This is a genomic window from Moraxella sp. CTOTU49097 (assembly GCF_032064105.1).
In the GTDB taxonomy this organism is placed as follows: Bacteria; Pseudomonadota; Gammaproteobacteria; order Pseudomonadales; family Moraxellaceae; genus Faucicola; species Faucicola osloensis_B.
In genome coordinates, this window is record NZ_DAMBOA010000003.1 from 169,749 (window position 1) to 191,849 (window position 22,101).

Below are 22,101 nucleotides of genomic sequence, written 5' to 3' on the forward strand. Positions count from 1 at the left end.
AACGAGATTGCGCAACTAGACTTCAAAACAAAATTTCACGATAAGTTCGTCGCGTTGTTTTTTTATCTTAGCCGCGATTATTTTTTTGACCCTATGGTTGCATCATTGCTAGTCGTAACGGGGCTTGGCATAACAGGGCTAGGCGCTACAGGTTGGCTTGATGTAGGCTGATGGGTATCGCTGTATTTTGGGTAGCGGTTGTTAGGTGCAATGCGGGGATAATACGGACGTGACCCTCTGTCTAAACCGCCCCAACCACCAAAACGGCTACCGTAGAAGGGCGAGTCCCAAAACGGGTCGGTGTTGTACCACAGTTGATTTAGCCTTTGCTCACGTTGGTAGTTGAGATAACCTTCATCATGCGCTTTTAACAAATCAAGCGTCATCGATTGTGGGCATACATCATTATAGTCATAGCCCTCACGTCCCAACTGGTAAGCGCGTAGCGGCGTGCAATAACGTTTTAACCCTGCTTCACGACCTTGTCGCCACTGTTGCTGGTTGGGTACAGCATTGGCTTTAGCGCATTGCTTGATATGCTTTTGAATATAATCTTGATTGCGACCTAGTAAACCGTCTTGATAACCAATGGTTTGCCAATTGCTTTGTTGGCACTGAGTGGGTGTTAATCCGCCACCCAAGGTAGCACAACCTGTCATCGAGGCAGTGACAGCAAACAGTCCAAGCATTTTTTTTGAGGTGGTTGCTGGGTGATAGGCTTGTATGAATGAAAGCATCGTCATGGTGTCACCTTTGAGGTTTCCGGTCGCCATTAGTCAGTTAAAAACTGGCTAAACCGATTAAACCGTTAATGAATTGATATTTTTTAATTTAGCAGATTATTTATATAAAAGCATTTATCAATGGTTAAAATTTTGTTAGGCTATTTAATATAATCAAATGAATAGCGTCAAATTAACAGGGTTAAAATTTTGGGTTAATGTGGTGATATTGCATTAATTTTTTATCAACAGGGTGAGGGTCATGCGAAAAATTTTAATCGCCAATCAAAAAGGGGGATGTGGTAAAACCTCGATTGCGGTGAGTCTAGCGGCGGCATTGGCAAACCAAGGCAAAACAGTGGCATTGGCAGATGCAGACCCCCAAAAATCAAGCCTACAGTGGCTAAAAATGCGCCCAGCGGACGTGCCTGCCATTATCGGTATTGACTGGCGCGATAGCAATGATATAGGTGATATCCCAAAAACCTTGGGTAAAAATGACTGGCTGATTATTGATGCCCCCGGTGCGTTATCAGGCACTAAAGCCGAGCAGCTGATTGCCGAATGCAAGGCGATTTTAATTCCTGTTTTGCCCGCTTTTTTTGATATTGACAGTACCAAACGCTTTTTAAAAAGCCTAGAAGACATCAAACGTATCCGTAAAGGCAAAGTCGATATTTATCTGGTGGCCAATCGCGTGCGTAGTCAATTAATGCAGGACAATGAACCGACCGAAAAACTGATGGCGTATTTTGCTGATATTGGGCAGCAGCCCCTGGCTTGGCTATCTGAGCGTAGTATTTATCAAGCGTTGGCAGAGCGCGGCTTGACGATTTTTGATAAGAGCCAAAAACCGTACCGCGACATTCAAGCCCAGTGGCAACCGATTATGGATATGCTAGCTTCCGAGCCGCAGCCGACTGACAAAATTGACGGCAAAGCCGAAAACAAAGCTGACACCAAAACTGAAGCAAAAACGTCATCTAAAAAATCCAAAAATAGCAGCTGGTACGAGTAATATAATCAATGGGAACATGGATAGCCATCGCCATCGGGGTGTTTATTGTCGGTAGTATCATGGGGTTAAAACCCTCTGCTCGCGAGACCATGCGTGATAATCTGCGCATGGCAGCCAGACGCGTGGGCGTGCAGCCAAAACTGGTCGCATGTCCCGATTGGATTATGGGCGATACAGGCGAACGCGGTAAAGGCATGATGGCGCAATACGGCGTGGTGATTGAGGACGCAAAGATGCGCCCCTGTGATTATCAGGTGATTGAGGGCAAATGGCGACCCTTTACCGGGCATTATCCCGCCAATTTTGCGCTTGATAATCGGGAGGTGGATTTACCGGCATCCATCGCAACAACCGTTAAGGGTTTAAGCTGTAAAGCCAATTTTGTGTGTATTTATTGGCAAGAAAATAGCCAACTGGGCATGAAATCAGAACTTGAAACCACCGAAAAAGACCTAATCATGTTAAAAAGTAAATTGCATGATTATGCCAAATTGGTGCAGAATAACTAACTTTTCGTATTTTAACTTACCCTTTTTAATGATTTTGTGAACCCAACATGAGTAAAACACCGACAGCGAGAAAGTCAACCAAAACCACGGATACGGCTGATACAAAAGCAGACACCAAATCCGGCGAAAGAGCCGCCGCGGATAAATCAACAAAAGCGAAAAAAACAACGCCTAAAACGTCGGGGCAAGGCAAAGCCTTGGTGATTGTGGAATCCCCTGCCAAAGCCAAAACCATCAATAAGTATCTGGGAAATGATTTTATCGTCCGCTCTAGTGTGGGGCACGTGCGTGATTTACCTGTGTCGGGTTCTGGCGCAGCAAAAACTGACGATAAGTCGGATAGCAAACTCACCAAAGAGCAAAAAGCGCAGCAAGCCTTGGTACGGCGCATGGGCATTGACCCCGAGCACGACTGGGTGGCACATTATGAAATTCTACCCAGCAAAGTTAAAGTGATTAAAGAATTAAAATCCCTTGCCAAAGACGCCAAAGAAATTTATCTCGCAACCGACTTGGATAGAGAAGGGGAAGCGATTGCCTGGCATCTCAAAGAAGTTATCGGTGGCAGTGATGACAAATACAGCCGCGTGGTATTTAACGAAATCACCAAAAACGCGATTCAAAATGCCTTTAAAAGCCCCACCAAGCTAAACTATGACCGTGTCAACGCGCAGCAAGCCAGACGATTTTTAGACCGTGTCGTTGGTTTCATGGTATCGCCATTGCTATGGCAAAAAGTAGCGCGCGGACTGTCGGCAGGGCGAGTACAATCTGTCGCCACGCGTCTAGTGGTGGAGCGTGAACGTGAAATTCGCGCTTTTACCCCAGTGGAATATTGGGAAATCCACAGCAATACCCACAGTCAGCAAGCCAAACAAGAGACCATTCGCCTAGAAGCGGTAAAAAAAGCGGGCAAACCCCTGTCGCTAGAAAACGAAGCGCAGACCCATGCCGTTGTTGCATTGCTTGAACAGTCAGATTTTATCGTAGCGGATCGGGAAGAAAAACCCACCCAATCAAAACCGTCTGCACCCTTTATCACCTCGACACTGCAACAAGCTGCAAGTACTCGCCTTGGTTTCCCTGTCAAAAAAACCATGATGCTAGCTCAGCGCCTGTATGAAGCAGGTCATATCACCTATATGCGTACTGACAGTACTTTTTTGTCAGCGGATGCACTTACCAGTGTGCGCGGTTTTATTGACAAGCAATACGGCGCACAATATGTCCCAAAATCGCCCAATGTGTATGGCAACAAGCAAAACGCCCAAGAAGCGCACGAAGCGATTCGCCCCTCAGACGTTTTGGTGCAATCTGCCTCGCTAAAAGACATGGAGCGCGATGCCCAGCGCCTATATGAGCTGATTTGGCGCCAGTTTGTGGCGTGTCAGATGCCACCTGCGCAGTACCAGTCCATGACGCTTATTGTCAATGCCGGTGAGATTGAGCTTAGAGCCAAAGGTCGCGTGATGACCTTTGATGGGTATACCAAAGTACAGCCCCCTGCCAAAAATGAAGACAATCTGTTACCTGATGTAAAAATCGGGGAAAAATTGGTGGTCGATAGTATCGAGCCTAGCCAACATTTTACCAAGCCACCAGCCCGCTACACTGAAGCAAGCTTAGTCAAAGAACTGGAAAAACGTGGGATTGGTCGTCCGTCCACATATGCCGCTATCATCTCAACAATTCAAGAACGTGGGTATGTCAAGGTAGAAAACAAACGTTTATTTGCCGAAAAAATGGGTGATATCGTCACTGACAGATTGGTCAACAGCTTTCCGCATTTGATGGACTATACTTTTACCGCTGGGCTGGAAGAAAACCTAGATGAAGTCGCTGAAGGTCAGCAAAACTGGAAAAAAGTGCTGGATGATTTTTATGGCGATTTTAAAGGCAAGTTAGAGCGTGCCAAAGACGAAGACGGCATGAAGCCCAATGACCCAACCGATGTCCCAGATATTCATTGTGACCTATGTCAGCGCCCAATGCAGATCCGTACAGGCTCTACAGGGGTGTTTTTGGGTTGTACCGGTTATAATTTACCCCCCAAAGAGCGTTGTAAAGGCACCAAAAACTTGATGCCTGTGGAAGCCTTTCATAGTCAAACCAGTAAAGAGAGCCAACATCTCGGTGAGGACGACGCGGACAACAACGACGAAATCCAAGCGCTACTTGAGAAAAAACGCTGCCCGAAATGCCATACCGCGATGGATGGGTATATTGTCGATGGCGGGTTAAAACTTCATGTCTGTGGTAACAATCCTGATTGTGATGGCTATCTATTAGAAAAAGGCGTCTTTGAAACTGCAGGCAATGATGATGTGCCTACCATACCCTGTGATAAATGCGATGGGCAAATGGTGCTCAAAACTGGGCGTTTTGGTGCCTATTTTGCCTGTCAGCAGTGTGATAATACCCGTAAAGTGCTCAAAAATGGCGATGCAGCGCCGCCACGTATGACCGCAATCCCTATGCCAGAACTCAAGTCACAAAAATTTGATGACCATTATATTTTGCGTGAAGGGGCAGCAGGGTTATTCTTGGCAGCGTCAAAATTTCCCAAAGTGCGAGAGACGCGCCCACCAAAACTGTCAGAGTTACGCGCGATACAAGATCAGTTGGAAGATAAATTCCAGTATTTATTTAGCGCGCCAGATACCGACAATGAGGGCAATCCTACGATTTTGCGTTGGAGTCGTAAAAATGCAGAGCAATATATCGGCTCAGAAAAAGACGGCAAAGCGACTAAATTTGCCTTGGTTTATCGAAAAGGCAAATGGGTGGAAGAGTGACGAAAGATAGTTCAGCAAAATTAGCGGTTTTAATTGATGCCGATAATTCTTCTGCCAAAAAAATTCCGTTGATTTTGCAGGAAGTGGCAAAATATGGTGTTGCTAGCGTTAAAAGAGTATATGGTGATTGGAGTAGTGAAAATCTAAAAAATTGGCGTGACGTACTTTTGCCTCATGCGATTACACCTGTACAACAGTTTGCCTATACAAGCGGTAAAGACGCTACCGATATGATGTTAATCATCAACGCAATGGACTTACTTTATAGCAAAGCGTTAAATGGATTTTGTATCGTTTCTAGCGACAGTGATTTTACCCCACTTGCTTCTCGGATACGAGAAAGTGGGCTAGTCGTTTATGGTTTTGGTGAAAAGTCAAAAACACCTGAAGCCTTTATTAATGCCTGTGATAAGTTTATTTATATTGAAAACTTGGAAGATATTAATAAAACAGATGCCCCTATTCAACTAATTACTTCAACGAATAATGATAATAACCAAGTGGTAAATCCTACTCAGGTTACAGAAGTGAAAAACTCTGAAAAGCTACAATCAGATAGTATATCACCGCAACTTACCATTGATAGTGCAACACTACAATTAATTTATAAAGCAATTAAAGATACGGCTGATGATGATGGTTGGGCATATTTAGGGAATTTAGGCAAATATTTAGTCATGTTGAAACCTGACTTCGATGTGAGAACGTTTGGCTGTAATAAGCTCTCTGAATTACTCGAAAAATTAGGATTATTTACTTTCCAAAGAAGAGGCTCACAGATTTTTGTGAGAAAAAAAGCCAGTTTTTCGAAATTTTTGAAGGCCGTGCAAGACACAATTATAGCTAAATACGGTATCAATCAATGGATTTATTTGAATCCCTTAGCGATAGAAATTAATAAATCTTATCCAAATTTGGATGTTTCTGAATACGACTGTAAAAGTATTTATCAAGCCTTATTGAAGATTGAAAGTAAATATTTTGAGTTTTCGGAAGATAAAAAACAACTTCAGCTATTACAATCAAAAAACTCGTAAAATCTCTACTAAAAAAGCCCAAATTAGGGCTTTTTTAGTAGGGTTATTGGCGGGTTTATAATTGAGCTATTATTAATTTTTAAGCAAAAATCATCTCAATATCTTTGTGATCAAAACGGTAAACATGTCCGCAGAAACCACAATCTAACGCCAATTCACTACCATGCTCATTAGCAATTTCTAATGCAGCTGGTTTGCCCAACTGAAAAATAGCTGATTCACTTTTCTGCTGTGAGCAGGTACAAGCAAAGGTCAACGGCATAGGTTCAGCCGTCACCACGTCTTCTTCATGATACAAGCGATATAAAATCTCATCGGCTGGCAAGGTGGTTAACTCTTCAGCTTTTAACGTCTTAGTTAAGATTTTTAAGCGGGGGAACAAGTCATTGTCCACCGTCTCATACTCTTCTTCTGTGGTACGTGGTAGCAGTTGCAACACGATACCGCCCGCTTGCTCACCATCACAAGCCAAGTTAATTAAGGTAGGAATCTGCACGGATTGCTGTTGGTAATGTGCCAAACAATCCGCTAAGTTATCTGACACACGCTCAACAATGCCTTGATAACCTTCTGCTTGTGTGCCATACGTGGTATCAGGTTGGATATTAATGAATAACACCCCTTCACCCACTTTACCAAGTTTGGCAAAGGCATCATTCGCGGTTTGTGCGGATTGCCACGCGCCTGTCCACTCTGCAAGACCGCGGATGTGACCTTGGTGGTCACACTCTGCCATCGCCCAAGTTAAGCTGTCCTGTTCAGGGTCAGCGGCTGCGACTGAATTTTGCAATTGAATGGATAGACGACCTTCGATTTTTAAGGTGCCAATCAGCAAGCTTGCCGCAACCAACATTTCCCCAAGTAGTTTTTGCAGGGCAATTGGGTAATCTTTTTGCTGCAATATCGTCTGCAGGCTGTCGTTAATCCGTACCACGTCACCGCGTACCGGGCTTTTCTCAAAATAAAAACGTTGGCGCATATCAAAATCGTGAAGTGCTTGAGTCGCTGTTGTCATAAATAACCTATCTTAAGTGAGTTTGAATCAATTTATTGAGCTATAAATGGGGATAAAATACAAAATAGCAAAAAAATGGTAAAAAAATTATCGGGCAAGAAAAAAATATTTTTTGTAAATCTATTGTCACAACACAGAAAAGTAAATTACTATAAACACACATTTTAAATCTTTTGAGTATCCTAAACTATTTTTTATCAGTCATTGTGCAAGGTTTCGCCAGATTTTAATGGGTGCAATGAGGGATAATAAAAGACAGGGAAGGATAAACATGAAGAGATGGGGGGAGTCTTTTTACTCGATTTGGCATTGACAGCCACACAGCGAAAAGATTAACTAAGAACGTATCATACGACAAGGATCATAGGATGATTTTAATCTCTAAAAAGCCAATCGCCTTAGCAACCGTTGCTATTATGGCATTAGGTCTTGCAGGTTGTAACAAAGCCAGCGACAACAAAGCGGCAGGGACTGAAGGTAGCCAGCCAGCGGCTACTGGTGAAAAAACGCTCGATAAAATTAAAAAATCAGGGGAAATCGTACTGGGTTACCGTGATTCCTCAATTCCATTTTCTTATATCGCAGGTACGCCAAACCAACCTGTGGGTTATGCCCATGATCTTCAATTAAAAATTGTTGACGCAGTCAAAAAACAATTGAATATGCCAGACCTTAAAGTGCGTTACAACCTCGTAACCTCACAGACCCGTATTCCATTGGTACAAAATGGTACGGTTGACTTAGAGTGTGGTTCGACCACCAACAATGAAGAGCGCCAAAAACAAGTGGCTTTCTCAAACGGTTTTTTTGAGATTGGTACTCGCTTATTAACCGCTAAAGATTCAGGCATCAAAGATTTTGCGGATTTAAAAGGCAAAACCTTAGTGACTACCGCAGGTACTACCTCTGAGCGTTTTATCAAAAAACTCAACGATGACAAAAAAATGGGCATTAACATCGTTTCTGCCAAAGACCACGGCGAATCTTTCTTGATGTTAGAAAGCGGTCGTGCGGCAGCCTTCATGATGGATGACGTACTGCTCGCAGGTGAAAAAGCCAAAGCCAAAGATCCAAACAAATGGGTCATTGTTGGTACCCCACAATCGTATGAAATTTATGGCTGTATGATGCGTAAAGACGATAGTGAATTCAAAAAAGTAGTCGATGATGCGTTGGTTGCGACTTATTCATCAGGTGAAATCAACGACATCTACAAAAAATGGTTCATGTCACCGATTCCACCAAAAAACATCAACATGAACTTCCAAATGTCTGACAACTTAAAAAGCTTGTTAGCAAACCCACATGATGGCGCGCAACCAAAAGACGTCGCTAATGCCACCGCATCTGCTACCGTCAATGCAGTAGCAACGGGCGCTAGTAATGTGGCAACCGCTGTGGCATCTGCAAGCACTGCAATTGCAAGTGCAACAAAACCTTAGTTGATGGGATAACAACAAACTAGGTTAGGAAGGTTACTATCCAACATAAAACTGACGTCATCACCTATCAATTGTGGTTACGTCAGTTTTAGTTTTTGGGTAAATCAATTTGCTAGACAGGATTTTGGGGGTGGCAATGAATTATAGTTGGAATTGGGGCGTATTGCTGCAACCAACAGGTGTAGGCAACGAAGTCTACTGGCAGTGGCTATTGACAGGCTTTAAATGGCTGTTGGTCATTGGTGGGAGTGGGTGGCTGATTGCCTTAATTATCGGTACGATTTTAGGTATTATGCGTACTTTACCAAACAAAACTGCCAGAGCGATTGGTACCGCTTATGTGAGTTTTTTTCGTAACATTCCGCTATTAATACAGTTATTCTTTTGGTTTTATGTGGCACCTACTTGGCTGACTCCTGCCTTACAAAAATGGTGGTTTCAGGAGTTAGACCCAAATACCTCGGCGGTGATTTCGGCAAGTATAGGTCTTGGGTTATTTACTGCGGCGCGTATCGTTGAGCAAGTGCGTACGGGCATTGAATCATTGCCAAAAGGGCAAACCAATGCTGCCTATGCGCTCGGGTTTACCTTGCCCCAGACGTATCGCCATATCGTCTTGCCACAGGCGTTTCGGGTGATTTTACCACCGATGAGCTCTGAGCTTACCAACTGTTTTAAGAATGCCTCGGTCGCTTCATTGGTCGGGGTTACTGAGTTGATTAGCCAAACCAAAACTATCAGTGAATATACCCAGAACAATATCGAAGTGTATACCTTTACCACGATTATTTATTTATTGTTTAATTTGGTGTTGATTTATTTTATGACTTGGCTTGAGAAAAAATTACGCATCAAAGGTCAAATCGATGGGGGTGGCGCATGAATATGATGGAATTACAAGCCGCAATGCCAGGGTTGATGGGTGGCTTATGGATCACCTTAAAAGTGTTGTTTTTAGCTATCATTGGCGGTTTGGCGCTGGGTACGATTTTAGCCTTGATGCGGTTGTCGGGCATTCGTATTTTAGCCGTGCCTGCTAAGCTGTATGTCAACTTTTTCCGTTCAGTGCCGCTGCTGTTGGTATTGCTTTGGTTTTATTTTGCTGTACCGATGGTGTATAACTTGGTGACGGGCACGTATTTGACGTTGGATACGGCGTTTACTTCGTGCGTGGTGGCATTTATGGTGTTTGAAGCCGCATATTTTTCTGAGATTGTACGTGCGGGCATCCAGTCAATTGGCAAAGGACAGGTCAATGCCGCTAAAGCCTTGGGCATGACTTATGGTCAGACCATGCGCTTTATTATTTTGCCACAAGCGTTTCGCAAGATGTTTCCGCTACTGCTACAACAGTCGATTATTTTGTTCCAAGATACGACGTTGGTGTTTGCGATTGGCTTGGTGGATTTCTTCCGAGCCTCATACGTGCGCGGTGACTTGATGGGGCTACTCACCCCCTATATCTTGCTGGCAGGGGCGTTTTATTTTGTGGTCAGTCTAACCGCATCGACCGCTGTCAACCACCTACGCAAACGCTTTCGCATGGCTTAATCAATATTGAATAAAGGAATAATAACATGTCAGTAGTTACTAAAATTGATGAAACCACCTGGCTCAACGAATTTGGTGGCTTGGTATCAAACAGTGGACACGCCAGTCCCGATATCATGATTAATGTCAACAAAATCAGTAAATGGTATGGCGACTTTCAAGTATTGACCGACTGTACCGCGCATGTGCATAAAGGCGATGTGACCGTTATCTGTGGTCCATCAGGTAGCGGCAAATCAACTTTAATCAAAACCGTCAATGGGCTTGAAGCCTTTCAACAAGGTGAAATCTTGATTGATGGCATGTCGGTCGGCGCCAAAGCAACCGACTTGCCAAAACTACGTAGCCGGGTAGGGATGGTATTTCAGCATTTCGAACTGTTTCCGCATTTATCCATCTTAGAAAACTTGACCTTGGCACAAATCAAAGTATTGGGTCGTAGTCAGTCTGAAGCGCAGAAAAAAGGCTTGGGTTATCTCGACCGCGTGGGCTTGTCAGCGCATGCCAAAAAATACCCTGCCGAGTTGTCAGGCGGTCAGCAGCAACGGGTAGCAATTGCGCGTGCACTCAGTATGGACCCGATTGCAATGCTATTTGATGAGCCAACTTCCGCGCTTGACCCTGAGATGATTCAAGAGGTGCTTGAGGTGATGATTGAGCTTGCTAATGAGGGCATGACCATGATGTGTGTGACCCACGAAATGGGCTTTGCACGCCAAGTCGCCAGCCGTATCATATTCATGGATCAAGGTCATATCGTTGAAAACTGTAGCCGTGAAGAATTCTTCGCCGGTGCACGTAGTGAGCGCGCGAAAGATTTCTTGTCAAAAATCTTAAATCACTAACTATAAAATAAAGTTTATTTCAATAAAAAACGGCAGTCACTGCCGTTTTTTATTGTCAAAGTTTGCATTAGCCTAATTGCTCATAAGTGATTCAAACTGCTTGAGTTCCTCTTCCATATAGGCGAGTAACCGTTGGCTATGGGGCAATATTTGGCTACAGGTGACGATACAAAACTCGATTTTATCCACGTAAGTACACAAGGTGATATTCATCGCTTGGTCATTGAGCACAATCGAGGCAGGATACAGCGCCTGCAGTTTTGCCCCTTGCCAATACAATGGCTGATGAGAACCTGGTACATTTGAGATAATCAAGTTAAAACCGCGATAATCGGGAAACAGACCCGTAAGTACCTGCAATCCTGCACGGCTATAAGCAACCCCACTATAAATAATCGACGAGGCTTGCTTCATCCGAGAAAAGCGTTTTTTACTATTTTTGGTGCTGCCATTAATCGTCTTTAACCGTGCAACAGGGTCGGCAAGGTGAGTGGCAAGATTGGCTAAAATAAAGGTAATTTGATTGCCAACGTGTTGGCTTGCGCTATCGTTGTCATCGCGCAGTGATAAGGGTACAAAAGCAATCAAGGGTTTTTTGGGTAAGCCATTGATATCGAGCAAATAACGGCGTAACGCGCCCGAACAAATCGCCAAAATCACATCATTGACGGTCACCGCGTAATGTTTGGCGATGGTTTGAAACCGAATAAGCTCATAAGATTGGGCAGAGATACGCCGTGAGCTTGATACCGGTTGGTTGAGGGGGCTATCGGGCGCTTGGGTGGTGGTAATGTAGTCTTTGTGAAATCGCTCCACCACATTTTTACCTAAGGCTTTGATGGCAGGTGGGATAGCCAGCGCTTGCTCTTTGACGACACGCAGAAGGGATTTATCTTCTGGTATCAAAGCATCGAGTTGGTGACGATGACGGGTCATTAGCGACCAAATTGGCAAGCTAATCCGCTCGGTTGGTGATTCTGATAGCGATTTTTTGACCAAACGAATCGCCGCTATCCCATCGACCATAGAATGGTGAATCTTAAAATACAACGCAAAACGATTGCCTTCAATCCCCTCGATGATGTGACATTCCCACATCGGTTTGGCACGATTGAGTAATTTGCTGTGCTCTTGGGATACATAAGTCAATAGCTCACGGATGCGTGCCGGTTTTGGCAGTGCGATATGGCGAAAATGATGGTCGACTTCAAAGTTTTCATCGGTTTTCCACCATGCTAGATGATATAACACTTGGTTAAACGGAAAACTCGGTGGCGTCTTTTGCGTGAGCATCTGCTGCACCAAATCACTGACAAAAGTATCACTTGCGCCATCGGGAATCTCAAACAAGAACAGCCCACCAATGTGCATCGGCTGATTGCGATTTTCAAGTAAGATAAATAACTGGTCAATGGCGGTGAGCAGACGCATGCGATGTCCTTAAGTGTGAAATAATAAATTAGCGGAAAAAATAGCCAGTCTGTGGCGAGCTAGCTTGTGCCATATACCGCGCTGGCATACGACCCGCCAAGAAAGCCTCACGTCCAGCTATCACCGCATGTTTCATGGCAGACGCCATCAATACAGGGTTTTGCGCATGGGCAATCGCGGTGTTCATCAGCACACCATCACAGCCTAATTCCAAGGCAATGGCGGCATCACTGGCGGTACCCACACCTGCATCCACCAAGACAGGCACTTGGGTCTGCTCGATGATGAGACTTAAGGTATGACGATTTAATAGCCCTAAGCCTGAGCCAATCAAACTGCCCAATGGCATAATCGCCACACAGCCCATGCTCTCAAGTTCTTTAGCAACAATCGGGTCATCTGAGGTATACACCATCACATCAAAGCCATCATCAATCAAGGTCTTAGCGGCTTTCACGGTTTCGATGACGTTGGGATACAAGTTTTTTTCATCGCCCAATACTTCAAGTTTGACAAGGTTGTGCCCATCCAACAATTCACGCGCTAACTGACAGGTACGTACGGCAGTATCAGCATCAAAACAGCCCGCGGTGTTAGGCAGAATGGTATATTTTTCCGGAGAAATCACATCAAGTAGATTGGGTTCATCTTTTTTCTGCCCGATATTTACGCGCCGAATGGCGACAGTGACGATTTGCGCGCCACTGGCAGCGATGGCTTCGCCTGTTTGTGCCAAATCTGTATATTTGCCAGTACCGACGAGCAAACGAGAGGTAAACGTGCGCGAACCAATGTGTAGGAAGTCGTTTGCGGTTATCAGCGTATTTTGGCTTGAAGAATTTTGGGCTTCAGGATTTTGAGTTGAAGTGGTTTGGGTCATTGTCATCCCTTTTTAGAGTTTGATTGTCATGGTTATCAATCAGTAAAAAATGCTTTAGTATAACAAAATATAGCTTGTCTCAGGGTCTTTTTGTGCGCCTTGGTAGGATTTGTGCTGTTGATAAGCTACAATGGAACGCATCTTTTCTTGGCTTATTTCATTTGATAATCCCTATGCTAAATCCGATTGCCTTGCCCTATAGTTTTGCTAAACGTCATCAACTGCTGTTGCAATACGCGCAAGATTTGACTGCCCCGCCGACGTTGTTGATGACGGCTGATACCCCTATGGAAGCCATCAACGAAGCTAACCGTTTTGCCAGTCAAGCAGGGGTGCCACTGCCATTGAATTTTGCCATGGCGCAAAGTGACGATTTTGAAAAGCAGTTAGCCGCGGTCTATGCAGGCAACACTGGGGAATCTCAGCATATCGCCGCTGGACTTGAAGACCATCCCGATTTGATGAGTCTTGCTGACAGTGTCCCTGAGACGGAAGACTTGATGGACCAAGAAGACGATGCGCCCATCATTCGCCTAATCAATGCACTACTGTCTGAAGCCATCCGTCTAAACGCCTCAGATATTCACATTGAAACCTTTGAAAAACGGCTATCGGTGCGCTTTCGGGTAGATGGGGTGCTTAAAGAAATCGTCAGTCCAAAACGGGAACTGTCACCGCTACTGGTGTCGCGTATTAAGGTGATGGCAAAACTGGATATCGCTGAAAAACGGGTACCGCAAGATGGACGCATCTCATTACGTCTGGCTGGGCGAGAAGTGGATGTACGGGTATCGACCTTGCCATCAAATTTTGGTGAGCGTGTGGTGATGCGGCTCTTGGATAAACAAGCGGGTCGGTTAAATATGACCTATTTGGGATTGTCAGACAGTGATTATAGCGAGCTTAAACGCTTAATTCATCGTCCGCATGGCATTATTCTTGTCACAGGTCCGACAGGTTCGGGCAAAACCACGACGCTGTACGCGGCTTTAACAGATTTGAACGATAACACCCGTAATATTTTGACCGCTGAAGACCCGATTGAATTTCAGCTAGATGGAATCGGGCAAACCCAAGTCAATAATAAAGTAGACATGACCTTTGCCCGTAGTTTGCGAGCCATGCTACGCCAAGACCCTGATGTGGTGATGGTGGGGGAAATTCGCGATTTAGAGACCGCAGAAATTGCGGTGCAAGCGTCACTCACAGGTCACTTGGTACTCTCGACCCTGCATACCAATACGGCGATTGGTGCGGTGACGCGACTACAAGATATGGGGGTTGAGCCGTTTTTGCTGTCATCGAGCCTTATTGGCGTGGTGGCACAGCGGCTAGTGCGTACCTTGTGTCCACATTGCCATACATGGGCACTTGCCGATGCCTATCAAACGCAGATTTTTACTGAAATAGGCGAAGTCGGGGAGATTAAACTGCCAAAACCCGTGGGCTGTGAGAAGTGCAACCAATCAGGATTTCGGGGACGTACCGCGATTTATGAAGTGGTGCCTGTCGATGACAAACTGCGACAACTGATTCATAGCCAAACGGCAGAATTTGAGCTTGAAAGCTATGCTCGCAGTAAGACACCGTCAATTCGTGCCGATGGACTCAAAAAAGTATTGGCAGGCAAAACCACATTGGAAGAAGTGCTGCGAGTGACGAAAGAAAAGGAGATGTGATATATTTTTCTAGTGTTAATGAAAAAATGAATATAGGTCGCTAAATTGATACAAATAACTTTTGACCAAAATAAAGCTGAAAGTAATAAAATCAAACATGGTGTAAGTTTTGATGAAGCAAAAATTGCATTACTTGACCCGAATGCGCTAGTACGTGAAGATTTTGACCACGATGAACCAAGATTTGTATTATTAGGAATGGCAAATCGCTTATTAGTTGTTGTCTATTGTTATGTGGATAATGATGATATCATTCGGTTAATATCTGCACGAAAAGCAACCAAAAACGAGGAAAAACAATATGCAAACTGAATACGATTTCTCAAATGCTCAAAGAGCGACACAAATTTCCCATCTTAATCGGTTGCGAGAACAACAGCATTTGCTGGATAAAGATGTGAGTGATTGGCTTGTAACCCAAGATGATGATACTAAAAAACATATCAGTGAAATGATTCGCCAAGTAATGGCGATGAAAATGAATACCCAAGTAGTAGGCTAGTTTGAATTGATACTAGTATCTATGCAGAACTCATGATAAAAGTGTCCAAAGAGAACATTACGCTTGAAGTGTTACGATTGACCAAACAAAATGACGTTAAAAATTAGGCAAAATGTAGCGATTGTGATGATAAAACTATGATAGGCAAAAAATTATATTAAGGATAATGTGATGAATCATTACGTATACTATATAGGTATGGAACTAGTTGCAATCGCTCTTACTGGCTGTAATCAGTCGCCAGACTCGACCGAAAGTAATGGTAGGATAACCTCAACACAGTCTAATACTAATAGTAGCCAATTTGTGTCATCCACAAACCCACTAAATAAAACAAACCCACTCAACAACGATACCAACGTTGCGGTTTCACCAGTAAACACAGACAGCGCTACTGATTCAAAAAATTTGCAAACATTGGGCAAACAAACTGTACGAATCTTCTATGAAAATTGCGTGTTGACAGGCGCTAATAGCCAAAAAATTGCAGAACAATCCAAACAAAATCAACTATTTGAGTTATCTGACAAGCAAAAACAAGCCTTTGACCTTTCAGCAGAGCATGTTTGGGGTGTTAATACAATTGAAGGGGGACAATATTTTGTTGAAACTGATAAAAACAGATGTTCAGTAAAAGCCCATTATGCCGATGAAATGACCGTAAGAGCAGAAGTCCAAAATATGGTAACCCAAACTGCCAAGCAACTGGGTCTTACCAGTCAGCTTGTGAGCGATAGAGATAATGTTAACCAACTCCCTATCAAAGAACTTGTATATACGATGCAAAAAGCCGACGCCCCATCGCAATATGTGGTGACGGCTTATACCAGCATGAGTGATAAAACCCCTGTAAAAGCGACCTTAAATTTTCGGTTAATACCAGTTAAATAACAACTTGCATTTACCCCAAAATATCCATCAACTCGCCTTCCACCAAATGCGGACTCATGGCACGCGTGACTTTCACCATTACCAGTTTACCAATCAACGCATCATCGCCTTTAAACAATACCGTTCGCGTATTATCTGCCGTTCCCATCAAAAATTCAGGATTGCGGTCGCCATGTTGCTCCACCAACACACGCACGGTTTGACCCACCATGCCTTGGGTTTTTGCCCAGGTTGAGTCAATAATCACTTGCTGAAACGCCGCCAAACGGGCTTTTTTGGTTGCTATATCGATATTGTCGGGCAAGTCTGACGCAGGCGTACCAGGGCGCTTGGAGTAAATAAAGCTATATGAATGGTCAAAATCCAAATCTTTGGCAAGATTGAGCGTATCTTGGAAATCTTGGTCGGTTTCATTGGGAAAACCGATAATAAAATCGCTTGATAAATACATATCAGGGCGCACCGCGCGTAGTTTGCGGATTTGCTCAACGTAGATATCAATAGTGTGGTTACGTTTCATGGCGGCTAGGATAGCATTGGAGCCACTTTGCACAGGTAGGTGCAGGTGGGATACCAGTTTTGGTATTTTGGCATACGCTTCAATAATATCATCGCTAAATTCCAGTGGATGGCTGGTGGTATAGCGAATACGCTCAATGCCATCAACGTGTGCCACATAATGCAATAACTCACTAAAACGGCAAATCGTACCATCGTGTTTTTCGCCGCGGTAGCCATTGACGTTTTGCCCCAATAGCGTTACTTCACGTACCCCTTGGCTGGCAAGGCTGTCAATCTCGGCAAGTACGTCATCGAGAGGGCGCGAGATTTCTTCGCCTCGGGTATAAGGCACCACGCAAAATGAGCAGTATTTTGAGCAGCCTTCCATGATGGATACAAACGCCTTAAACCCTTCTACTTTGGGCTCGGGTAAAAAGTCAAATTTTTCGATACTTGGGAAAGACACATCGACGACGCCGATACGGTTTTTGGGTTTAACATCCAGCTGTTTGGTAGATTGGTCGTACAGTTCTGGCAGGCGATGCAGGGTTTGCGGTCCAAACACCATATCGACATGCGGGGCACGGCTTTGGATTTTATCACCTTCTTGTGACGCCACGCAGCCACCCACACCGATGACCAGATTCGGGTTCTTCTCTTTAAGTTTTTTCCAACGTCCGAGTTCAGAAAATACTTTTTCTTGCGCTTTTTCACGAATCGAGCAGGTATTCATGAGCAGTACATCGGCTTCTTCAGGATTGTCCGTCAGTATCATGCCGTGCGAGTCGCCTAGCACATCTGCCATTTTTTCAGAGTCATACACATTCATCTGACAGCCTTGGGTCTCGATAAACACGCGTTTGACAGGAGTATCCGCTGGTAGCATGGTGGGTTCAACACTCGCCGCTAGCGTTGGCGTTACCAAATTTTGAGTTTTGGAAATCTGTGCTTTTGGGTCAAAAGTAGCAACTGTCATGACTACACCTAAATGTTTCGCCTAAAATAAACCCTTAATTATAACAGATTTTTTTGGCAAGATGCGGTAGTGATTATTTTGACAGCACTAAATAAATGACATCGGTGCTAAAATTGCCAGCCTCATCTATCTCAAAATATTGTCTAACGGGCGCGGTACAATTTTTTTGTAAGGCTCGAATCACTTGTATGCTGGTATCAGGGGTATGCATACGGGCGACCCAACTGTCAAAATTTAACGCCAGTTTTTGCGTTTCCACAGTCGCCACACAAAAGCCGGTGATTTGTGCAAAATACAACCACTCGGCAAGACTATAATCTTTGACATGACTGGGATCGCGGATGGTTTCAATGGTCTGTAAAAAATTATTGAGCACGGGGTTGCTATTGCCCAATACATCGACAATCACCACTTTGCCGTCGGGAGCTAGAGCGCGATGCATCTCAAACAGTGCCTGTGGTACATTCTGCCAATGGTGCGCAGAATAGCGCGTGATAATGGCATCAAATTGGTGGTCGGCAAAGGGTAATTTTTCCGCCGTACCGATTTGCGTGGTGATATTGGTTAGCCCGCGTGTTTTGGCTTGGCTGGCGACAACTTCGGTCATCGTAGGGGTAATGTCATAAGCAATCACTGATGTGGCAACAGGCGCCACCTGATAACTGACGTGCCCACCGCCACAGCCCAAATCTAATATATGCGCAAGCTTGTGCGCCTCAATCAACTGCTTTATTTTGTCGAACTCAGCGCCTTGCGCATGAACAGCGCTATTAAGGTAGTTGTGGGATTTGTCTTGGTATTGTTGAATATTTAGGGCATGCTGGGTATGGGTCATGGCTTATCGCATTTATTGGTGGCTAATAATAGACTTATCATAAGCCAAATAATTTATAATTTATAGTTAATTAAATTTAAAATTAAAAAACTATTGGTTATATAAAATATGCTGCAACATTTTTATACAATTAGTTGAGATTTGGGTAAATTTTTTTTAGTCGACAATCGTTATAATCGCTTCAGCAAGGTTAACCATTTTTACATTACTTTTGTCATTTTTTGCCTATTTATCCTATTTATTTATCCTAGTTAAAGGTCTTACCAATTATTATGAAAAATCTCAAGCTTTCGATGATTTCATGCGGTGTGATTGCTGTTTTTGCAGAATCTGCTTGCGCAAGTAGCTATTCTGTAGGAACGCCTAGCACGGCGGATAGTTATTTTAACCAAGCCGAGCGTGAAGCTAGCCGTGGCAACTTATCGCAAATGGGAAACTATCAGCAAATGATGGCGGGTGGCAGTCTAGCCATGTATCCAGAATATTGGCAGCTTAATAAAGACTTAGACGCCCAGCCTGCATCAGCGATTGTAAGTTTTGCTAATCGTTATCCACAAACTGCGATGGCAGAAAAATTGGCGGCGGATTATGCGGAAACCAAAGCGCGGATGGGTGATTATGATGCGGTTAGACAAGTGGCAAGCTATGTGACCAATCCTGATGCCAGTGAAGCTTGTGCCATTGCGTTAGGCTTCAATCACGGTGGCGATAGCATGCGCGCTTATACCGAAAAAGGTAATGTTTGGCTCAACACGGATAAAAAACTGCCACAGCTTTGCCAACAGTTGGCGACAGAACTCAATGGCAATCGTATGGTTAGCAATGATGACCGTGAGCAGCGACTGTATCGTATGCTACGTACGGGCAACAATGGTGACATCGTGCAGCTTGCCAGCCGATTGGGCGTGCAGCTGAGCTACAATCAGCTGATGAGCATCAGCAGCAGTCCCAATGCGTTTTTCTCACAACTCGGTAGTATGCCAGCGACCGCCAGCAATCGATATTTATATCTATACGGTTTAGGGCAACTTGCCAAAAAATCTGTCAGTGAGGCGGCGATGCAGCTTAACTATGATTTGGGGAGAAACCCGCAGTTTTTTGATGCCAAAACCCGTCAATATGCCTACCGTACCTTGGGCGTGGCGAGGATGGGCGTCAATACCGATCAAGGGTTTAGTAGTGACGCGGTTGATTGGATGCAAAAAAGTCTGGGCGTACCATTTAATAATGAAGAAGCCGAAAACTATGCCCAAGCTGCGATACGCTATAGCCGATGGTCAGATTTGGCACAAGCCATTGGCGCAATGGACTATAAAAATCAGCAGCAACCGATATGGCAATATTGGCTTGCCAAAGCCTACAAATTGGGCGGCACTAACCAGCAGCGTCAACAAGCCAATCAGCTATTTAGTCAATTGGCGCAAACCAATGACTATTATGGACTGCTCGCCAAAGACCAACTGGGGCAGCGTTTTGACCGATTGCCGACTACGCCACCGGTGAGCAATAGTGATTACTCACGCCTCGCAAGCGATAGTTTCTTTAATCGCGCATTTACCCTCTATAAACTTGCCGCCAATCCTACCTATACCAACCGTGAATGGAACTGGGCGGTAAAAAAAGCACGTGACCGTGGTGATGAGACGATGATTCTGGCAGCCGCGCAAACCGCATCGGACATGGGATGGTATGATCGTGCTATCTATGCGTTGGAGTCTACCAAAACGATTCCAAATTCGGCACTGGCATTCCCAATGCCCCATCAGTCTAGTGTCGTGCAATACAGCCGCCAAGCAGGCATCGATCCTGCGTGGGCGTATGGCATCATGCGTCAAGAAAGCCGTTTTAATATCGGCGCGCGTTCGGGTGTCGGGGCAGGGGGGTTGATGCAAATCATGCCAGACACCGCGCGCTATATCGCACGTAAATTGGGCGAACCATATGAGCCATCTCGCGTCGCAGGGGGTGATACCAATATCCGCTATGGTACGTATTATATGGGCGATATTTTAAATAAATTGGGCGGTCAGCCTGTCCTAGCCACCGCAGGCTACAATGCAGGGCCAGGTAAGGCCAAAACTTGGCAACCTGAGAATGGTAGCCTAGCGGCCGATCAGTATGTTGAGACCATTCCTTATTCAGAAACGCGCAATTATGTCAAAGCCGTGATGGAAAATGCCACCAATTATGATGTGCTCCTTGGTGGCAGCAACCAACCGATTACTCAGCGTATGGGTACCATTGCTGCTAAATATTAAATTAATCTGAATTAAATAAACCTGTCAAATCTTCGCAAAAACAACAGCTAATTGATTGATAATGGTCAATAAATTACTGTTGTTTTTTAGTATATACAGGGTTTACAAAATCTGACCTAGTTAGTATGATTTCAAAAAATTGGCATGACTCATAAACATTAGTTTCATTTGGCAAATATTTAGTTATTTCAAGCAGAAAATTAATCAGTCAATGACCATTTTTATCACGTCTATTTTAAAAGCTCACTGTAAATTTAAAAGCTCACTGTAAATTTAAAAGCTCACTGTAAACGTTAAAACAACCTGCTTGTTTTTAATCACCAACTATTTGGTTTAATTGCTATGCTGTCATCTTGTCTAAAAACATTACTCGATTTTACCACCTGGCACACGGTTTCACACACCGCCACATTGGGGTCGTTAAAGTCTAAAGCAAAGTTTCAAGATGATGAGGCGGCAGCAAATTTAGCGAGTTTAGTTATCAACTCAAGTCATCAAAAAAGCGCAAAGTTTAGCGGCTACTTGTCACTTGGCTGCTTACTACTTGGCTGCTTGGCGGTGATGGGTGCTTTAGCAACCCCAGCTGCCCATGCCGACAGTGTTTTAGGGGTGGAATTATCCCCCGCCATCTGCAAGCTCAACCCATACATGGGTAATCTTTGCCAATGTATCGAAGGCAATCCGATGACGGTGAATTTTTATCGGGTGGCAAACCAGTCTTGTAGTAATAGCCGCTACAGCATGTCGCCCCTGCAAGAAAATCTCACCTCAAAAGTCATTCCAGACGGTAATATTCGCAAAAATATTTGGCAGCAGTATGGTCGCTGCAGTGGTCTAAGTACCGGTACTTATTTTCGCACCATTACCTCGCTTGCTAGTCAGTTAAAACTCCCAAAAGAACTCAGTAGCGGACGCAGTTATCGATTCGCGTCTAGTGGCTTGAGCCGTCAATTGTTATCTTTAAACCCCGGCATGAAGCCAAACTCGTTTAATTTTTTCTGTCAAAAAAATAGTGCAGGTCAATCTGTACTGACCTATATTAACGTGTGCTACGACAATAACGGACGTTTTGCCCAATGTGCCACCCGCTCTTATGCCTGTCCCAGTCAATTTTTGATTGATGGCAATTATTGAAGGATGGCGGTATCAATTTTTGCTTAAGTTTAAGCGTTTTTGATTTTGTTCTTTGCCTCACTTCAACCCATAATTGTCAA

Annotated in this window: 19 protein-coding genes and 1 pseudogene; 14 read left to right on the forward strand and 6 right to left on the reverse strand. The window is 44.2% G+C overall.

Features of this window, described 5'->3' with window-relative positions; translation table 11 throughout:
- Positions 1-77: 77 nt before the first annotated feature.
- Positions 78-743, reverse strand: a complete 666-nt coding sequence (locus RT064_RS03555; RefSeq protein WP_313061508.1) for a DUF2799 domain-containing protein — start codon at positions 741-743, stop codon at positions 78-80.
- A gap of 241 nt (positions 744-984) precedes the next feature.
- On the opposite strand from RT064_RS03555, the gene RT064_RS03560 reads away from it, so the two are divergent.
- From RT064_RS03560 to RT064_RS03575, 4 genes and pseudogenes are all read left to right on the forward strand, one after another.
- Positions 985-1,740, forward strand: a complete 756-nt coding sequence (locus RT064_RS03560) for a ParA family protein (RefSeq protein ID WP_313061511.1) — start codon at positions 985-987, stop codon at positions 1,738-1,740.
- Positions 1,741-1,748: 8 nt separating this feature from the next.
- The gene (locus tag RT064_RS03565) at positions 1,749-2,249 is read left to right on the forward strand and encodes a hypothetical protein (protein ID WP_313061515.1); all 501 of its coding nucleotides are present in this window, start codon (positions 1,749-1,751) and stop codon (positions 2,247-2,249) included.
- A 47-nt stretch (positions 2,250-2,296) separates the two neighbouring features.
- A complete protein-coding gene (gene topA, locus RT064_RS03570) occupies positions 2,297-5,044 on the forward strand; it encodes a type I DNA topoisomerase (protein ID WP_313061517.1) in 2,748 nt (915 codons plus the stop codon).
- Positions 5,029-5,838: pseudogene (locus tag RT064_RS03575) on the forward strand (NYN domain-containing protein); the annotation flags it as partial. The gene topA and the pseudogene RT064_RS03575, both read left to right, overlap by 16 nt.
- 322 nt (positions 5,839-6,160) lie before the next feature.
- Here the strand turns inward: RT064_RS03575 and hslO are convergent.
- Complete coding sequence (hslO, locus tag RT064_RS03580) at positions 6,161-7,096, reverse strand: Hsp33 family molecular chaperone HslO (RefSeq protein WP_313061518.1); 936 nt, start codon at positions 7,094-7,096, stop codon at positions 6,161-6,163.
- A gap of 368 nt (positions 7,097-7,464) precedes the next feature.
- Here hslO and RT064_RS03585 point away from each other — a divergent pair, with 368 nt between their 5' ends.
- From RT064_RS03585 to RT064_RS03600, 4 genes are all read left to right on the forward strand, one after another.
- On the forward strand, positions 7,465-8,538 hold the full coding sequence (locus RT064_RS03585) for a glutamate/aspartate ABC transporter substrate-binding protein (protein ID WP_313061520.1): 1,074 nt from the start codon (positions 7,465-7,467) through the stop codon (positions 8,536-8,538).
- A 136-nt stretch (positions 8,539-8,674) separates the two neighbouring features.
- Positions 8,675-9,421 (forward strand): amino acid ABC transporter permease, encoded by a 747-nt coding sequence (locus tag RT064_RS03590; protein ID WP_040404072.1) that lies wholly within the window; start codon positions 8,675-8,677, stop codon positions 9,419-9,421.
- Positions 9,418-10,089 carry an ABC transporter permease subunit gene (locus RT064_RS03595; protein ID WP_313061523.1) on the forward strand — a complete coding sequence of 224 codons (672 nt, stop codon included), beginning with the start codon at positions 9,418-9,420 and terminating at the stop codon, positions 10,087-10,089. Before RT064_RS03590 ends, RT064_RS03595 begins: the two co-directional genes overlap by 4 nt.
- A 116-nt stretch (positions 10,090-10,205) precedes the next feature.
- Positions 10,206-10,934, forward strand: coding sequence for an amino acid ABC transporter ATP-binding protein (locus tag RT064_RS03600; RefSeq protein ID WP_138019449.1), 729 nt, complete (start codon positions 10,206-10,208; stop codon positions 10,932-10,934).
- A 72-nt stretch (positions 10,935-11,006) separates the two neighbouring features.
- On the opposite strand, the gene RT064_RS03605 is transcribed toward RT064_RS03600, so the two are convergent.
- Positions 11,007-12,365, reverse strand: a complete 1,359-nt coding sequence (locus RT064_RS03605; protein ID WP_313061526.1) for a WS/DGAT/MGAT family O-acyltransferase — start codon at positions 12,363-12,365, stop codon at positions 11,007-11,009.
- A 28-nt stretch (positions 12,366-12,393) separates the two neighbouring features.
- The gene (locus RT064_RS03610; protein WP_313061530.1) at positions 12,394-13,245 is read right to left on the reverse strand and encodes a thiazole synthase; all 852 of its coding nucleotides are present in this window, start codon (positions 13,243-13,245) and stop codon (positions 12,394-12,396) included.
- 173 nt (positions 13,246-13,418) lie between these two features.
- Here RT064_RS03610 and gspE point away from each other — a divergent pair, with 173 nt between their 5' ends.
- From gspE to RT064_RS03630, 4 genes are all read left to right on the forward strand, one after another.
- On the forward strand, positions 13,419-14,924 hold the full coding sequence (gene gspE, locus RT064_RS03615; RefSeq protein WP_409519523.1) for a type II secretion system ATPase GspE: 1,506 nt from the start codon (positions 13,419-13,421) through the stop codon (positions 14,922-14,924).
- A 45-nt stretch (positions 14,925-14,969) separates the two neighbouring features.
- The gene (locus tag RT064_RS03620) at positions 14,970-15,236 is read left to right on the forward strand and encodes a BrnT family toxin (protein WP_313061535.1); all 267 of its coding nucleotides are present in this window, start codon (positions 14,970-14,972) and stop codon (positions 15,234-15,236) included.
- The gene (locus RT064_RS03625) at positions 15,226-15,426 is read left to right on the forward strand and encodes a hypothetical protein (RefSeq protein ID WP_007116972.1); all 201 of its coding nucleotides are present in this window, start codon (positions 15,226-15,228) and stop codon (positions 15,424-15,426) included. The genes RT064_RS03620 and RT064_RS03625 overlap by 11 nt, the downstream gene beginning before the upstream one ends.
- A 171-nt stretch (positions 15,427-15,597) precedes the next feature.
- A complete protein-coding gene (locus tag RT064_RS03630) occupies positions 15,598-16,317 on the forward strand; it encodes an NMCC_0638 family (lipo)protein (protein WP_313061540.1) in 720 nt (239 codons plus the stop codon).
- A 10-nt stretch (positions 16,318-16,327) separates the two neighbouring features.
- Here RT064_RS03630 and miaB read toward each other — a convergent pair whose 3' ends face one another.
- Both miaB and RT064_RS03640 read right to left on the reverse strand, forming a co-directional pair.
- Positions 16,328-17,794: a tRNA (N6-isopentenyl adenosine(37)-C2)-methylthiotransferase MiaB gene (gene miaB, locus RT064_RS03635; RefSeq protein WP_313061542.1), complete on the reverse strand. Its 1,467-nt coding sequence runs from the start codon at positions 17,792-17,794 to the stop codon at positions 16,328-16,330.
- A 73-nt stretch (positions 17,795-17,867) separates the two neighbouring features.
- On the reverse strand, positions 17,868-18,629 hold the full coding sequence (locus RT064_RS03640) for a class I SAM-dependent methyltransferase (RefSeq protein WP_313061545.1): 762 nt from the start codon (positions 18,627-18,629) through the stop codon (positions 17,868-17,870).
- Positions 18,630-18,901: 272 nt separating this feature from the next.
- Between RT064_RS03640 and RT064_RS03645 the strand changes: the two genes are divergently transcribed.
- The gene (locus RT064_RS03645) at positions 18,902-20,887 is read left to right on the forward strand and encodes a lytic transglycosylase domain-containing protein (RefSeq protein ID WP_313061548.1); all 1,986 of its coding nucleotides are present in this window, start codon (positions 18,902-18,904) and stop codon (positions 20,885-20,887) included.
- Positions 20,888-21,229: 342 nt separating this feature from the next.
- Complete coding sequence (locus tag RT064_RS03650; protein ID WP_313061550.1) at positions 21,230-22,021, forward strand: T2 family ribonuclease; 792 nt, start codon at positions 21,230-21,232, stop codon at positions 22,019-22,021.
- The last annotated feature ends 80 nt before the right edge of the window (positions 22,022-22,101 follow it).

Excerpts from the sequence above, each read along its gene's own strand:
- RT064_RS03630 (WP_313061540.1), top strand. The coding sequence starts at position 15,598 with ATGAATCATTACGTATACTATATAGGTATGGAACTAGTTGCAATCGCT.
- RT064_RS03605 (WP_313061526.1), bottom strand. The coding sequence starts at position 12,365 with ATGCGTCTGCTCACCGCCATTGACCAGTTATTTATCTTACTTGAAAAT.
- topA (WP_313061517.1), top strand. The coding sequence starts at position 2,297 with ATGAGTAAAACACCGACAGCGAGAAAGTCAACCAAAACCACGGATACG.
- RT064_RS03585 (WP_313061520.1), top strand. The coding sequence starts at position 7,465 with ATGATTTTAATCTCTAAAAAGCCAATCGCCTTAGCAACCGTTGCTATT.
- RT064_RS03595 (WP_313061523.1), top strand. The coding sequence starts at position 9,418 with ATGAATATGATGGAATTACAAGCCGCAATGCCAGGGTTGATGGGTGGC.
- RT064_RS03640 (WP_313061545.1), bottom strand. The coding sequence starts at position 18,629 with ATGACCCATACCCAGCATGCCCTAAATATTCAACAATACCAAGACAAA.
- RT064_RS03645 (WP_313061548.1), top strand. The coding sequence starts at position 18,902 with ATGAAAAATCTCAAGCTTTCGATGATTTCATGCGGTGTGATTGCTGTT.
- RT064_RS03560 (WP_313061511.1), top strand. The coding sequence starts at position 985 with ATGCGAAAAATTTTAATCGCCAATCAAAAAGGGGGATGTGGTAAAACC.
- gspE (WP_409519523.1), top strand. The coding sequence starts at position 13,419 with ATGCTAAATCCGATTGCCTTGCCCTATAGTTTTGCTAAACGTCATCAA.
- RT064_RS03565 (WP_313061515.1), top strand. The coding sequence starts at position 1,749 with ATGGGAACATGGATAGCCATCGCCATCGGGGTGTTTATTGTCGGTAGT.
- RT064_RS03610 (WP_313061530.1), bottom strand. The coding sequence starts at position 13,245 with ATGACCCAAACCACTTCAACTCAAAATCCTGAAGCCCAAAATTCTTCA.
- RT064_RS03600 (WP_138019449.1), top strand. The coding sequence starts at position 10,206 with ATGATTAATGTCAACAAAATCAGTAAATGGTATGGCGACTTTCAAGTA.
- RT064_RS03625 (WP_007116972.1), top strand. The coding sequence starts at position 15,226 with ATGCAAACTGAATACGATTTCTCAAATGCTCAAAGAGCGACACAAATT.
- RT064_RS03650 (WP_313061550.1), top strand. The coding sequence starts at position 21,230 with ATGCTGTCATCTTGTCTAAAAACATTACTCGATTTTACCACCTGGCAC.
- RT064_RS03555 (WP_313061508.1), bottom strand. The coding sequence starts at position 743 with ATGACGATGCTTTCATTCATACAAGCCTATCACCCAGCAACCACCTCA.
- miaB (WP_313061542.1), bottom strand. The coding sequence starts at position 17,794 with ATGACAGTTGCTACTTTTGACCCAAAAGCACAGATTTCCAAAACTCAA.
- hslO (WP_313061518.1), bottom strand. The coding sequence starts at position 7,096 with ATGACAACAGCGACTCAAGCACTTCACGATTTTGATATGCGCCAACGT.
- RT064_RS03590 (WP_040404072.1), top strand. The coding sequence starts at position 8,675 with ATGAATTATAGTTGGAATTGGGGCGTATTGCTGCAACCAACAGGTGTA.